Annotated in this window: 8 protein-coding genes; all 8 read right to left on the minus strand. The window is 32.3% G+C overall.

Annotation, left to right across the window (positions count from 1 at the left end; translation table 11 throughout):
* Positions 1–117 precede the first annotated feature (117 nt).
* The 8 genes from G507_RS0105240 to G507_RS0105275 all read right to left on the minus strand — a co-directional run bounded on the left by G507_RS0105240 (position 118) and on the right by G507_RS0105275 (position 15,951).
* Positions 118–5,166, minus strand: a complete 5,049-nt coding sequence (locus tag G507_RS0105240) for a fibronectin type III domain-containing protein (protein ID WP_026716502.1) — start codon at positions 5,164–5,166, stop codon at positions 118–120.
* A gap of 184 nt (positions 5,167–5,350) precedes the next feature.
* A complete protein-coding gene (locus tag G507_RS0105245) occupies positions 5,351–9,547 on the minus strand; it encodes a GEVED domain-containing protein (protein ID WP_026716503.1) in 4,197 nt (1,398 codons plus the stop codon).
* 189 nt (positions 9,548–9,736) lie between these two features.
* Entirely contained in the window at positions 9,737–10,924 is a 1,188-nt protein-coding gene (fabV, locus tag G507_RS0105250) for an enoyl-ACP reductase FabV (RefSeq protein ID WP_026716504.1), read from the minus strand.
* A gap of 71 nt (positions 10,925–10,995) precedes the next feature.
* On the minus strand, positions 10,996–12,648 hold the full coding sequence (gene recN, locus G507_RS0105255) for a DNA repair protein RecN (RefSeq protein WP_026716505.1): 1,653 nt from the start codon (positions 12,646–12,648) through the stop codon (positions 10,996–10,998).
* A gap of 53 nt (positions 12,649–12,701) precedes the next feature.
* On the minus strand, positions 12,702–13,592 hold the full coding sequence (gene porD, locus G507_RS0105260) for a type IX secretion system protein PorD (RefSeq protein WP_026716506.1): 891 nt from the start codon (positions 13,590–13,592) through the stop codon (positions 12,702–12,704).
* Entirely contained in the window at positions 13,589–14,815 is a 1,227-nt protein-coding gene (gene coaBC, locus G507_RS0105265; RefSeq protein ID WP_026716507.1) for a bifunctional phosphopantothenoylcysteine decarboxylase/phosphopantothenate--cysteine ligase CoaBC, read from the minus strand. Before coaBC ends, porD begins: the two co-directional genes overlap by 4 nt.
* A 4-nt stretch (positions 14,816–14,819) precedes the next feature.
* Positions 14,820–15,140 carry a DNA-directed RNA polymerase subunit omega gene (locus G507_RS0105270; protein WP_026716508.1) on the minus strand — a complete coding sequence of 107 codons (321 nt, stop codon included), beginning with the start codon at positions 15,138–15,140 and terminating at the stop codon, positions 14,820–14,822.
* Between the two features lies 1 nt (position 15,141).
* Complete coding sequence (locus tag G507_RS0105275) at positions 15,142–15,951, minus strand: outer membrane protein assembly factor BamD (RefSeq protein ID WP_026716509.1); 810 nt, start codon at positions 15,949–15,951, stop codon at positions 15,142–15,144.
* Positions 15,952–16,019 lie beyond the last annotated feature (68 nt).

Consider the following 16,019-nt stretch of genomic DNA (forward strand, 5'->3'; position numbering starts at 1 on the left):
GTTAATTTTAAGTTAAACATTTACGAATTTAATCAAAAAATAATAACAACGCATTATAAAACAAAAAAAAACTGCTCCAAATTTGGAGCAGTTTAAAATATAAAATTATTTTTCTACTTATTGCTTAATAACTTTTATTGATTTAACTATATCATCAATTGTAATATTAATAATATATGTACCAGCAGTTAAGCTTGCCATATCAATTTGAGTTGAAGTATTTTCAACTTTTTTAGATAAAACAACTTGACCTAATAAATTAATTACTTTAACAGAAGCTATTTCTGTAGAGTAAGATAAATTTAATACATCTCTAACTGGGTTTGGATAAGCTACAAAACTTGCAGAATCAAATCCGTTAACTGATAACAATGGTGTAATATTTACAGTGAAGTCTAATGTTACTCCATATGAACCAGAATAACAAGGATCTGCAGTTGTTAAAACATCCGCTGTTACAAGACGCATTTTATGCGCTCCTAATACAGCTGCAGTTGGCATCAAGAACGAGGCGTCTAGTACTGAAGGATTTGCTGCTAAAGATTCACCTGAATAAACGATTTCTGAAGCTTCAAAAATATAATTATCGTTAAAATCAATGTAAATGTATGTATTATATGTATATCCTGTTGCAAATGAAATTTGAACATTCGAGTTAGCACCTTGAGCAAATGATACTGAAGTCGCTGAATGATCAAAATAAGTTACATCTCCATTAGGAAAGTCAGTTGTACCTAGTTGAACATTAGTTATACCGGAATTATCATTTGAAGTTGGAATTGAAGGACAATAACAACCTGTGGCAACAGTAATATAACTTAATTCTGAACAACCTGTAGCAGATCCTGAAGCGTTAAATGGTGTAACCGTATAATAATAAGTTGTATTAACTAATCCAATATGAGAGTAAGTTGGTGCTGCACCAATATCTACATTATCTAAAACATCATTTCCTCCTGATGTAGTACCAATAGTAAGATAATACCCGTCTGCTAATGCTGTTGCATCCCAAGAAATAACTGTAGCCTCGTTTCCACATGTCGCATTTGGTGTTGCAACTATATTTGCAGCACATACTGGTGGTGTAGAAGGAGATTCTTCAATTGTTACATCATCAATGGCAATATCATCATAAAAACCAGTTGTACTTCCAGCATAAATAAATCTAACCTGAATATCACCTGTAATTGTTAAAGAACTTAAACTTATAGTTTTCTTTTCCCAACCACCAACAGTGTTAGAGTTATATACTGCCATATTATTCCAAACAGCACCATCCCAAACTTCAACAGTTAATGTAGAATTTTGTTGTCCTTCATTATCACTTAACTCATAAAAAGTAAGTCTTGGAGTAGTCAATGTAGAAACATTAATTAGAGGAGACGATAAAGTAACGTCAGAAAAATCAGGAGTTGAATCATCTACCCATGCAAAATAATTATTGGTAGCTGTATTTCCTGTTATTGTCCCATTATTACCAATGTGATTAAATCCAGGAGCATTAGAAAACTGCCAATTTTCTCCACCACTCATCGTCCAACAAGTGGGTATACTTCCACCGGTTTCAAAACCTTCTGTATAAGGAGCGTTAAATGTTACACATTGTGATGTAAAAGTAAAAGGACCTGACCAAGTACTCATTCCTGATGTTCCTCCACAATCAGCTTGTACATAAAAATCATATACTGTTGCTGGGGTTAATGCTGTTAATGCATATGGATTTGTAGTTGTTCCTGAAACTAAAGTTCCACCTGAACCTTGAGTAAATCCAACTGGACCGTACTCAACATTCCAAGTTGTCGCAGAACCATTTTCTGTCCAACCTAACAAGGCACTTGTTGATGTGATAGTAGTTGCTGTTAAAACTGTTGGTGCTGGACATGAAATTAAAGTTGTAAAATTAAATGGTCCAGACCAAATACTTTGTCCATTAGTTGATCCACAATCAGCTCTAACATAAAAGCTATAAGATGTATCTGCAACTAATCCTGTTAAACTGTATGGATTAGTAGTAGTTCCTGTAATAGTTGGTGTACCTGTTGGTGTAAAACCAGTTGTTCCCCATTCTATGTCCCATATTGTAGATGAACCGTTTTCAGTCCAACCTAAATCTACAGAATTTGCAGTAATATTAGTAGCTATTAAAGATGTTGGAGCAAGACATGTAGGAGCTTCCATTACAAAGAAATCATCAACACCTAAATCATTATAGTAATAATCTGAAGTTGTTCCTGCTGGATTTGCAATCGCATAAATACGAAATTTAGTTGTAGAAGGCACTGTTGATGGAACAACTGCTGCAACTTCTACCCAACCTGTAAAATTACCTGTTTCAGTCGCAATATTTAACCATGTGGCACCATCCCATACATCTAAAGCAATTGTATGATTAATTGCATTAGTTGTGTTTTCTGATAAAAACCAAAAACCTGCATATGGAGAAGTTAATCCACTAATATCAATTAAAGGAGTAACCATTTCGTTTGCAGTGATATTGCTTGAGGCATCAATCCACATATAATTTGCAGTAGTTGTCGTATGATCACCTATATCTGGTGAATAAGTATTTCCTGTGTTTGTTACATCATTTGTAACATCCCAAAAATCTGGACCAACTTGTGTTTCCCAACATAAAGGTAAAGCAGTATAAGGTGACACTAAAGCCAAACCATCAAAGTTTTCTAGATATGGTGCAACAAAAGCTGTACAAAGAGTTGTAAATGTGTGAGGTCCTATCCAAAAACTTGTACCCGCAGTTCCTCCACAATCAGCTTGAACATAATAATCATAAACTGTAGAAGGAGTTAATGCTGATAGTGTATATGGGTTTGTTGTTACTCCAGAAACTAATGTTCCTCCAGTTCCTTGAGTAAATCCTACTGGACCATATTCAATGTTCCAAGTCGTAGATGTACCCATTTCTGTCCAACCTAATACTGCTGAGTTTGATGTTACATTTGAACTCGTTAGTGACGTTGGTTCTGGACAAGCTGGAATAGCTTCCCAAATTACATCATCAACATAAGCCACAGTAGTTCCTGCAGGACTTCCAGGGTTCAAAATTGCTAAGTGATTAACTCCAGCTGGAACTCCAGTTGGAACAATTGTAAACTCTTGAGCAGTCGCTGCCGCTGTTGATGGAAGAAATACTTCTGTTAATTGAATAAAAGTTGTAATATCTGATGGATCTGTTAAGTATCCTACAGATATAAATTCATTTGCACTTGTAGCGTAGGCTTTAAACTTTAACCTATGCGTATTTGCTTGTAAATTAGAAACTCCAGGCAAAACAGCACATGCTTGCGTTGGCGTTGTTCCACTTGCACTCAAGTAAAGTCTTTTTGCAGGAGACATTGGAGATACAGAACCAGTAGTAATGTATGTAAATCCTGTTCCTAATCTACTCCAACAATCTGGCAATGGATTTGCAGCCCCAGTAGCATAAGGTTCAAAGTTTTCTATATAATTTGTTACATTATCACATTGTGTTTTAAATGTAAATGGTCCAAACCAAGAACTGTTTACTGGTCCAGTACAAACGCCTCTAACATAAAACTGGTATGAAGTATTAGCCGTTAAGCCTGATAAAGAATATGGGTTATTTGTAAGTCCATTAACCATCGTTCCTGAACCTAATGAAAAACCTGTTAAACCATATTGGATATCCCAAACAGTCTCTGACCCTCCATTTGTCCAACCAAGAGTTGCACTGTTGTTTGTTATCGCTGTTGCCGTTAAAGCAGAAGGTTCAACACATGCTGAATTTACTTCCCATTTTACATCATCAATGTATGCTGTTGTAAAAGCACCTGCAACTAAATTAAAAACTAGTTGAGTTACTCCAGCAGGAACCCCAGTGGGTATAACTGTAAATTCTTGTGTATCTGCAACACTATTACTAGGAATTTGAAATGGTTGCAGCTCTACATAAGTTGATTCGTTTCCTGGTATTGTAAAATAACCAACACTCAACACTTTATTTGCAGTCGTACAATAGGTCTTAAATTTTAATCTATGCGTATTGGCTTGTAAATTAGATACTGGTGGCATTACTGCATAGGCAGTTGTTGTTGCACTTATGTTCATATACAGCCTATTTGCAGGTGACATTGGAGAATTAGAACCAGTATTTACATATACATTATTAGAAGTACCTACTTTACTCCAGCATACTGGTAAATTTCCTGTACCTGTTGGTGTAGTATCAAAGTTTTCTACGTAAGCAGCAACATCAACACATAATGTAGTAAATGTCATAGGACCTGCCCATATACTTTTATCAGATGTACCACAATTACCTCTAACCCACATATAGTAAGTTGTAGCTGGCGCTAATGAAGTTAATGAAACTGTAGCAATTCCAGTACCTGTTGTTCCAGTTGGAACTGTAGCAGGTAATGGAGCCGTATTTGAAGTTGAATAATAATATTCATATCCGTTTTGAGGTTGAACTGCATTTTCTGTCCAAGCAACATCAACAAAAGTTGTTCCTAAATTAGAAGTAACTAAACTATTAGGAGCATTACAAGAAACTACAAAATCAAAACCAATTAATGGTCTTCTATAATTTGTTGAAGCCAAAGATGCTGAAAGTGTTCCTGTTGTATTGTTGTTATATTTAGTAGTATTACTATTTGCTGTATCAATACAAGGAGCAATATATTCATAATTCCAAGAAATTGATGAACTTGCAGTTGTATTGCTATATTCAAAAAAGACAGCAAGATTTTGTGTACCAGTATATGTAAAATTCGTTGCAAATGGAAAAGATTTCCATCCAGCATCACTACCTACTGCTGAAGCAGGGTTTGAATCATATACTAAAGTTGCACCTGTAGTTTCTGTAGCCCAATCAATTGCTGTTGCTCCCCAATCTGTTGCTGTAACCTCTTTTAAGTATATCTTAAAATTTGGTGTTCCTGCCATTGACCCAGTAGCTGTACTTCTTTGAAAATACATTGAATTCAATACTTGACCATTTAGTGTACTTAATTGAGATGCAGGATAAATAACAGCTGTTCTGTTATTAGAATTAATTGTTGATTGGCTATACATTGGTCCATAAGTGGTTGTACCAAGGTTTGAACAAGAATTAATAGTCCATAATTGGGCGTTCACCTGTGTGAACGCAAAAAAGGCAAAGAGCCAAATAGTAATTTTTTTCATGTGGTTTGTTTTGATTAAAAAATTTGTAGATAGCCAAAATACTAAATAAAATCAAAAAAATCAAAAAAAAACCGTAAAAAAATGCTTTTTAGATAACGAAATCACATATTTTCATATTATTGTTAAAAAAAAACAGTTGCAAAAAAATTGCAACTGTTTAGTATAAATTCTAAAAAATAAATCTTTAGTTTTTAATAACTTTTATTGTTTTAACTATATTACCAATAGTAACATTAACAATATAAGCTCCATCATTTAAGCTAGACAAATCTAACTGTGTGGAAGTATTTTCAACATTTTTAGATAAAATCACTTGTCCTAATAAGTTAATTACTTTAACAGAATTAATATTTGAAGTGTAAGATAAATTTAAAATATCATTAACTGGATTTGGATAAGCAACAAAACTTGTGGCATCAAATCCATTAACACCTAACACAACTGCAACTGTAACAGCAAATGGCGCACTAGAACATCCATTTTCGAAATTTACTGCATAATATGTTGTATTATCTATTAATTGAGTCCCGGCTGTTAATACATTAGTATTTGCTAAAGCATCAGCTTGTGACAAGTACCAAGAAACAGTCATTGGTGTTACTACCAAATCTTCAATTGTCGCATCAGCAGCATTACTTACAGAAATACTTTGAGTAGCAGAACCAGAAGGTGTTGTTAAAGCATTAATAGTAATATCGTAATCTTCTGCCTCTCCATAACCATATGATGCACATGGATCAATTAAAGAGCCTGTTGTATTCCAAACATCTCTTACTCTCATTTTGTGTAATCCAGCTTGAGCTGAACAAGGAATTGGTAATTGAATAGTTCCTGACCCATTTGCCAGAATTGATGTTGTAGTAAAGCCCATTCTCTCTGAAGCAGAGAAAGTTAAATCATCATTAAAATCGATCCAAACAGCTACATTTTGACTGCCAAAAGAACCAATAGTAACAACTAAGTCATAAGTAACTCCAGGTTGTAAAGTAGCAGTATAATTAGGTTGACCAGTAAAATATGTATAATATGGACCAGTAGAAGCGGTTCCTGAATTATTTGACAACGTAGTACCTGTTATAACAACATTGGAAATTAAATCATTACTTGAAATTCCTGTTGTATATATTGGAGAACAAGTACAGCCAGTTACAAAAGTTGTAAAACTTTGTTCAACACATCCTGTTGCATCACCAACTGAATTAAATGGCACTACTTTATAATAATAAGTCGTATTAAATGTTCCTACAATTGAATAAGAAGTCACATTTCCTACATCAACATTATTTAAAACATCAATACCTCCTGAAGTTGTTCCAATTGTTAATTTATACCCATCTGTTAATGGTGCTGCATCCCATGCAATAGAAGTTGCAAAGTTTCCACATGCTGCATCTGGAGTAGCAACAATATTTATTGTACATGATGGTGCTATTACTGGTAATAATTCCCAAGCAAAATCATCTAAATACATTGAAGCCGAAGACGCTGTAAATCCAGGATTCTTTAATGCTAAATGTTTAACACCAGCTGGAATTCCAGTTGGAACAACAACATATTCTTGAGTATTTGCAATTACAGTTGATGCTAAAGTAACATCTTGTAATAATACAAAAGTACTAACATCACTTGGATCAGTTAAATATCCAACTTGTAAAACTCTATTTGCTAATGTTGCATATCCTTTAAACCTTAGTCTATGTGTATTTGCTTGTAAATTAGATACAGCAGGTAAAATTGCATATGCTTCTGTTGGTGGGTTTGCTGTTCCACTTGCAAACATATATAGTCTATTTGCTGGAGACATTGGAGAAACAGCACCTGTTGTTAAATATGCAGAACCTGTACCTCCTCTTGACCAACAATCTGCTATTGGATTTGCAGAACCTGTAGGGAAAGAATCAAAATTCTCAGTATAATCTGTAACATCATCACATTGTGTTTTAAATGCAGATGGACCAGTCCAAGTACTTGAATCAGATGAAGAACATACTGCTCTTACATAAAAGTCATAAGAAGTATTAGATGTTAAACTTGTCAATATAAATGGATTTGTTGGTGCTGCAATAACAGTACCTGTTCCTTGCGCAAAACCTGTTGTTCCATACTCAATTTCCCATTGAGTAGCAGTAGCCCCTTCAGTCCATCCAATACTTGCTGTATTGTTTGTAATCATAGTTGATACTAAAAAACTAGGTTCTACACAAGAAGGAATTGGTTCCCAAGCTACATCGTCAACATAAAAAGTAGTTGATGATGCTGGGAAACCAGGGTTTTTAATACATAAATGTTTGACTCCCACAGGCAATACTCCAGGAATAACGGTAAATTCTTGAGTTGTAGCTACAGTTGTTCCCGGTAAATAAATTTCTTCTAATTGAATAAAAGTATTCATATCAGTAGGGTCGGTTAAATAACCTATAACCATAAACCTATTTAATGTTGTTGCGTAAGCTTTAAATTTTAGTCTATGTGTATTTGCCTGTAAGTTTGAAACAGCTGGCAAAACTGCATAACCTTCAGTAGGAGTTGTCCCACTAGCAAACATATAAAGTCTTTTGGTTGGAGACATCGGAGCAACAGCACCAGTTGTGATATAAGTACTAGTCGATGTTCCTCCTCTACTCCAACAATCAGGCAAACTAGTAGTTGATGATGGATAAGCCTCAAAATTTTCAAAATAATCAGTCACATCATCACATTGTGTTTTAAACAAAAATGGACCAAACCAAGAACTATTCTCTGGCCCTGAACAAACTCCTCTAACATAAAACTGATATGAAGTACTACCAATTAAACCATTTAAAACATATGGATTAGTTGTTACGCCATTAAGGATAGTTCCAGAACCTAATGAAAAACCAGTTAAACCATATTGAATATCCCAAATAGTTTCCGATCCACCATTTGTCCAACCTAAAGTTGCACTTGAATTAGTAATCATTGTTGCTGTTAAAGCAGAAGGTTCAACACAAGATGAATTCACTTCCCATTTTACATCATCAATATATGCCGTTGTTGTAGCACCTGCTACTAAATTAAATACTAATTGAGTAATACCTGCTGGAACTCCAGTAGGAATTACTGTAAATTCTTGTGTATTTGCTACAACTGTACTTGGCATTTGAAATGGTTCTAATTCAACATAAGTAGTTGCATCCCCTGGTGTTGTAAAATAACCAACACTTATAACTTTATTTGCAGTAGTACAATATGTTTTAAATCTTAGTCTATGCGTATTGGCTTGTAAATTTGATACTGGAGGCATGATTGCAAAGGCAGTAGTCGTAGCACTAATATTCATATATAATTTATTAGCTGGTGACATTGGAGCTACCGAAGCAGTAGTATTATATACATTTGCAGATGTTCCTGCTTTACTCCAACATACAGGCAAATTACCTGAACCTGTTGATGATGTATCAAAATTTTCTACAAAGGCTGCAACATCCACACATAATGTTGTGAAAGAAATTGGACCTGCCCATATACTTTTATCAGATGCACCACAATTACCTCTAACCCACATATAATAGGTTGTAGCTGGCGTTAATGAAGTTAATGAAGTTGTAGTAACTCCAGTAGCTGTTGTTCCTGTAGGAACTGTAGCAGGTAATGGAGCTGTATTTGAGGTTGAATAATAATATTCATAACCGTTTTGAGGTTGAACAGCATTTTCTGTCCAAGCAACATCAACAAAAGTTGTTCCTAAATTAGAAGTAACTAAACTATTAGGAGCATTACAAGAAACTACAAAATCAAAACCAATTAATGGTCTTCTAAAGTCTGTTGATGCAAGTGAAGTAGCTAAAGTACCTGTTGTATTATTATTATATTTAGTAGTATTGCTATTTGTTGTTGTTGAACAAGGTGCAGTATATTCATAATTCCATGAAATTGATGTACTTGCAGTAGCATTATAATATTCCATAAATACAGCTAAATTTTGTGTTCCGCTGTAAGTGAAATTAGTTGCAAATTGAAATGATTTCCATCCAGCATCACTACCCGTTGCGGCAGCTGGATTTGAATCATAAACTAAAGTAGCACCAGTAATTGTTGTTGCCCAATCTATTGCAGAAGCACCCCAATCTGTTGCAGCAACCTCTTTTAAATAAATTTTAAAATTTGGTGTTCCTGCTATTGTTCCTGTAGTTGTACTTCTTTGAAAGTACATAGAATTTAACACTTGACCTGTAAGATTTGTCAATTGAGATGAAGGATAAATAACTGCTTTTCTACTATTTGAATTAGCAGTTGCAAGCGTATTCATTGGCCCATAAGTCGTTGAGCCTAAATTGGAGCACGAATTTATAGTCCATAATTGCGCATTTACCTGAACAAAGGCAAATAATGCTAAAATTAATAAAGTAATTTTTTTCATTTTCTGTGAATGATTAATTGTTAGTTAGGTCAAATTAAGGCATAAAAAAACTCTAATCAAATCATGAATTTAAAAAAAATAAGCCTTTTAAAGCTTTATCACAAAATAGATTTAAATAGTTAAAATAACATAAATAAAAAAACTCACAACAGTTGTTGTGAGTTTTATATTTTCATGAAATATACTAAATTAAATACTTGGCACTTGTACCATTTCATTAACATCAGCTAAATAATCTACACCTTCAAAGCCAAAGCCAAATAGATTTAAAAAGTCTTGTTTATAACCAGCTAAATCTCCGATTTCAGATAAGTTTTCTGTTGTAGCTTTTTCCCATAACACTGCAATTTCATCTTGAATATCTTTTCTCATTTCCCAATCATCAATTCTTATTCTTCCTGCTTCATCTAAAGGAATATCTTTTCCTGAGAAAACTCTATCGGCATATAAACGTTGGATTTGTTCAATACAACCTTCATGAATTCCTTCTTCTTTCATTAATTTATACAATAACGATATATATAAAGGTATAACTGGAATTGCCGAACTTGCTTGAGTAACTAATGCTTTATTTACAGAAACATAAGCTTTCCCGTTAAGGTCTTTTAAATTATCTGTAATCTCAAAAGCAGTAGCTTCTAAATGATCTTTTGCACGACCAATGGTTCCTTTTCTATAAACTGGTTCTGTTAATGATGGGCCAATATATGAATAAGCAATAGTTGTTGCTCCATCAGCTAATAAATTTTCGCTTTTTAAAGCTTCCATCCACATTGCCCAATCTTCTCCACCCATTACGGTTACTGTGTTTTCAATATCTTCTTCATTAGCCGGATCAATTGAAACTTGTGTTACATTTCCTGTGTGAAAATCTACTGTTTTGTTGGTAAAGTTTTGTCCAATTGGTTTTAGAGTTGAACGGTGTAAAACTCCTGTTTTAGGATGCATTCTTACTGGTGAAGCTAAACTATAAATAACTAAATCAACTTGACCTAAATCAGCTTTAATCATGTCTAATGTTTGTCTTTTTACTTCATCTGAAAAGGCATCTCCATTAATACTCTTTGCATACAAACCTGCTTTAGTTGCTTCTCGTTCAAAAGCAGCTGAATTATACCAACCTGGTGAAGCTGTTTTACCTTCTGATGGTGGTTTTTCAAAGAAAACTCCAATTGTACCAGCATCTGAACCAAAAGCACTTGAGATTCTTGATGCTAAACCAAATCCGGTTGAAGCTCCAATTACTAATACTTTTTTTGCACCATCAATTTTTCCTTTTGATTTTATATATTCAATTTGATTTTTTACATTTTGTTCACAGCCTTTTGGATGAGCTGTTAAACAAATAAATCCTCTCATTCTTGGTTCAATTATCATCTTTTTATTTTTTTGTTATTTAGTTTATATGTTGTGAAATTTAATTTGATAGACAAATATAAATGAATATATTAATTCAACAATGCTTTTGCGTGATTGATTGCTGATTCAGAAATATCTTTACCTGACAGCATTTCAGCAATTTCCACTACTCTTTCGTCATCTGTTAACAGCTTAATCTCTGAAGTTGTATCGTTGTTTTGTGTCACTTTAAACACTTTGTAATGCTGATTTCCTTTTGAAGCAATTTGAGGTAAATGTGTAATGGCAAAAACTTGCATTTTATTGCTCATTATTTTCATAATTTCAGCCATTTTTAAAGCAATTTCACCTGAAACTCCTGTGTCAATTTCGTCAAAAATTATAGTTGGTAATTTTGAATAATCAGTTAAAACAGCTTTGATTGACAACATTATTCTCGACATCTCTCCACCAGAAGCTACCTTTTTTATTGGTTCTAATTTTGAACCCTTATTAGCTGAAAACAATAAGTTTATTTGATCTTTTCCAAATTTATTATACGTTTCTGTTGGCGTAATTTCAAACTCAAATTGTGCATCTGGCATTCCTAATTGTGTGATAATTTGAGTGATTTGTGCAATGAATATTTTAGATGCTTTTTGTCTTGTTTGTGTTATTATTGAAGCTTGTTTGTCTAAAGTTTCTTTTGAAGTTGAAATTTGACTTTCCAACTTTTTAATCAAAGAGTCAATATCATCAAATTTGACTACTTTTTGTTCTAGATTTTCTTGAATTTGAAGTAACTCTTCAATAGAATTAGCTTGATGCTTCTTTTGTAAATCATAAATGACTTGCAGTTTATTGTTCACTAATTCCGTTCTGCTTGGATCATCAATTAGTTTTTCGGCTAGAGATTCATTTTCTGCAATAATATCTTCAATTTCGATTAATGAAACGGTAATTCTTTCATGCAAATCATTAAACTCAGATGAAATTGAAGCTACTTTCTGTAAACTAGATTTTACTTCTTTCAAATTAGCTAAAAGGCCAATTTCTTCTTGGTTCGAAATAGCTATAACTTTACTGATATTCTCCTTTAAAAATTCAATATTATTTAGTTTTTCTGACTCTGTTTCAAGTTCTTCTTGTTCACCAATTTTTAATTTTGCTTTCTCTAATTCTTCAAATAGAAATAAATTATATTCTTGTTCTTTTCCTAAAGTTTCTTTTTCGGCTATAATTTTCTTTAATTCGGATTGAAAAGCTTTATGTTTTTTTAATTCTGTTTGAAATGTTTGAATATTGGTTTCATTAGTAGCTACTTTATCTAACAAATCAATTTGATATTCTTCGTTAATTATATTTCTTGTTTGAAATTGCGAATGAATGTCTATTAAATAATTACCTAATTCTTGAAGTTCATTTAAATTAACTGGACTATCATTTACAAATGCTCTTGATTTTCCTGTTGGAAGAATTTCTCTTCTAATTATTGTATTGTCATCATAATCTAAATTCAAAGATTCAAACAATTCCTTTAAATTATAATTTAAAACAGAAAAATGGGCTTCAATAATGCATTTCTGTTCTTTGTCCTTAAGTGAAGCTAAGTCAGCTCTATTTCCTAAAACCAATCCTAAAGCACCTAATAAAATAGATTTTCCTGCACCCGTTTCACCAGTAATAATTGAAAAATTTGTAGAGAAATTAATCTCTAACGATTCTATAAGGGCATAATTTTTAATATATAACGATTGAAGCATGTAGTTTGTAAATAAGCTTCAAATTTAAGCAAAAAGATAAGACTTAAAAACGCTTATCTAATTTTATTCCATTTACTTGAATTAAGAGGCGAAATTTTATTTAATATTTCTAATAATTCATTGTTTGGCATTGTTGGTCCACCAGAAAAAACGCTAACGATTTCATCTGATTTTGCATCAAAAAAAGTTCTAGTTAACAAAGCATTTGGTCTTACCTTATTAATTTGAGAAATGGTTTTTATGGCTTCAAGTATTTTTTCTTTAGCTGCTTTTTGATCTTCAGCCATTAAATCTAATCCTTTTAAATGGTATTCGTATAATGCTTTTCTGTAAGGAGAATAAGTACTAGACAATATATCTGAAATAATATAATATCTGTTATTGTATTTTGCATCTGATTGACTCCAACCACCATAACCACTTGATTGTGCTAAATTCATGATTCCAGACGCAATTTCTAATTGTTTTGTACCACCCATTTCTTCAAATGAATCTTTGTCTAATCCTATAACAACATTAGCATAATAAGCCAAAATTGAAATTAAATTTGAAGTATAACTATTTGGATCGTAAATAAAATTCTCATATTCAATATATCTAAAATTCACATCATTATCGTTAAAATTAACAATTGGCGAAGTATAACTAGAGTTAAATATTGGTCTTGAAGATTGTAATTGTAGTGTCGCTCCAAAATTATTTGAATCATAAGAAGCAATATTTAAGAAAAAAGAACATTCAATTTTCTCGTTTTGCTCATATTCTTGATTGGTAAATTTTGTGTTATTTAAAAACTCCGTCATTTGCGTTTGAAGGGTTTTAAATATTTGAGTATTAACATTCGTTACTCTATCATAATTAATCGTAACAGTAGCTTTTAACTCTTGCGCATTAGCGTTACAAACTAGGATTAAAAAGGCAACTATAAATGTTAATTTCTTCATTTTATGTATTTTATTTTTTGAAAATAATGCACTACCTTTTCGATAATATCTTGTGCAACTTCTTCTTTAGATTTTAATTCTACTGGTTCTATTGAAAAATTTTTATCAATAAAAGTAACTTTATTTGTTGGTTTTCCAAAACCTGCTCCTTCATCATTTAATGAATTAAGAACTATCAAATCTAAGTTTTTTTTCTGAATTTTCGCTTTTGCGTTTTCAATTTCGTTTTCAGTTTCTAATGCAAAACCTATTAAAAATTGATTTTTCTTTTGTACTCCTAAAGAAGCTAAAATATCTTTTGTCTTCTCTAACTCTATAGTTAACGTAGAATCGTTCTTTTTTATTTTTTGGGAAGCCACATTTTTTGGACGATAATCCGCAACAGCAGCAGCAGCAATAGCTACGTGAACATTCGAAAAGTTAAGATGACAAGCATCATACATTTCTTGAGCTGAAGTTACTTTTATCAATTCAACCAAATGATGGTTTATAGTTTGATTGGAAGGACCAGAAACTAAAATTACTTTAGCACCTAATTGAACTGCTGCGAAAGCAATATCATAACCCATTTTTCCAGAAGAATGATTTCCTATAAAACGAACAGGATCAATGGATTCATAAGTTGGACCGGCTGTAATTAGTATTATTTTCCCTTTTAAAGGCAATTTGCTTTCAATGTCTTTTTCTAAAAATGAAATGATATTTTCAGGCTCAGCCATTCTTCCTTCTCCGGATAATCCACTAGCTAATTCACCGCTTTCAGCAGGAATTATTGTGTTTTTAAAACTAGCTAATTTTTCAAAACTAGCTAAAGTTGAAGGATGTTTATACATATCTAAATCCATTGCTGGAGCAAAATAAACAGGACATTTTGCAGAAAGATATGTAGCTAATAATAGATTATCACAAGTTCCATTAGCCATTTTTGATAATGTATTGGCAGTTGCTGGTGCAATGACCATATAATCTGCCCAGAGACCTAAATCAACATGGTTGTTCCACAATGCATTTTCGTCTTCTTCATTGTAAAAACTAGAATAAACTGGATTTTTGGATAAAGTCGATAATGTCAAAGGAGTGACAAAATCTTTAGAAGCAGGTGTCATTACAACTTGCACTTGAGCACCTGCTTTTATGAAGAGTCTAACTAAAGACGCTGTTTTATAGGCAGCAATTCCACCAGAAATACCTAGTAAGATTTTTTTACCGCTTAAAACAGACATATTTTTATTGATTTTTTGAATCTCTGTAATAGATTTTACCTTCTAACCATTCTTGAACAGCTAAAGCGTGTGCTTTTGGTAATTTTTCGTAAAATTTTGAAACCTCAATTTGTTCTTTGTTTTCGAAGATTTCTTCTAAACTGTCATTGTAAGTTGCAAATTCTTCTAACTTTTCGATTAACTCTTTTTTAATGTCAGCATTGATTTGATTAGCTCTTTTTGAGATAATTGTAATAGCTTCATACACATTTCCTGTTGGAGCTTCAATTTCATTCTTGTTGTAAGTAACTGTGTTTACTGGAGCAGTTGTTTTCTTTAAATCCATCTTAATTATTTGAATATAGCGTTAATTCTCTTTCAATTTCTACTAATTGTTTATCAGCAGTTTCTTTGTATTTAGTATCACTTCTAAATTTCAATAGCGTTTCATAAGCTAGTTTAGCATTAGTCAAACGTTCTTGTTTTTTTGAATCAATACTGTTTAATGCATATTGATACAATGTATCAAATTTATAATAAAGAGCATCTTCTTTATACTTTGTTCCAGGGTAATCAGCTAAAAAATTATCTAATACTTTTATTGGTGCATTAAAATCTCTATAATATTCAGCAATTGAGTTATATTGTTTAGCATTTTCAAATGCTTTTTTTTCTAATTTATCTGTTAATTCTTTAACCAAGACATTTGCCATTGGCATATAATCTGATTTTGGATAAGTATCAATAAAGCTTTGTAATTTCTCTAATGCTTTGTATGTATCTGTTTGATCTAAGCTATATCTTGGTGATTTAGTATAAAAACATTTTGCTCCTAAAAACGCTGCTTCTTCTCTCTTTTCACTCTTTGGATAATTAGAAGCAAAACTTTCAAATGCATAACCAGCTAAATAATACTGCTCTGTTTCGTAATACGATTTTGAAAGTATGTAAAATATTCTTTCGGCATTAGGCTTTCCTCTTAAAGAAGGACTAGCTTGTTCTAATAAAGCAATCGTTTTTTTGTACTTTCCACTTTCATAATAATCAGCTGCTAATTTTGTTTTAACAGCTAAATCATCAGATTTTAATGCTTTTTGATATTCACTACATGAGCCAAAAGCAAATGCAATAAGAAGTATGTAAATTATTTTATTCATCAATGTTTTTTTAACTTATTAAGTTCTAAATTGATAGACCATAAAAAGCAGTCGGCAAATTTAGGGAA

The sequence above is a fragment of the Flavobacterium gelidilacus DSM 15343 genome, assembly GCF_000422685.1.
In the GTDB taxonomy this organism is placed as follows: Bacteria; Bacteroidota; Bacteroidia; order Flavobacteriales; family Flavobacteriaceae; genus Flavobacterium; species Flavobacterium gelidilacus.

Coding starts and splice junctions, on each gene's coding strand:
- G507_RS0105240 (WP_026716502.1), bottom strand. CDS start 5,166: ATGAAAAAAATTACTATTTGGCTCTTTGCCTTTTTTGCGTTCACACAG.
- G507_RS0105245 (WP_026716503.1), bottom strand. CDS start 9,547: ATGAAAAAAATTACTTTATTAATTTTAGCATTATTTGCCTTTGTTCAG.
- fabV (WP_026716504.1), bottom strand. CDS start 10,924: ATGATAATTGAACCAAGAATGAGAGGATTTATTTGTTTAACAGCTCAT.
- recN (WP_026716505.1), bottom strand. CDS start 12,648: ATGCTTCAATCGTTATATATTAAAAATTATGCCCTTATAGAATCGTTA.
- porD (WP_026716506.1), bottom strand. CDS start 13,592: ATGAAGAAATTAACATTTATAGTTGCCTTTTTAATCCTAGTTTGTAAC.
- coaBC (WP_026716507.1), bottom strand. CDS start 14,815: ATGTCTGTTTTAAGCGGTAAAAAAATCTTACTAGGTATTTCTGGTGGA.
- G507_RS0105270 (WP_026716508.1), bottom strand. CDS start 15,140: ATGGATTTAAAGAAAACAACTGCTCCAGTAAACACAGTTACTTACAAC.
- G507_RS0105275 (WP_026716509.1), bottom strand. CDS start 15,951: ATGAATAAAATAATTTACATACTTCTTATTGCATTTGCTTTTGGCTCA.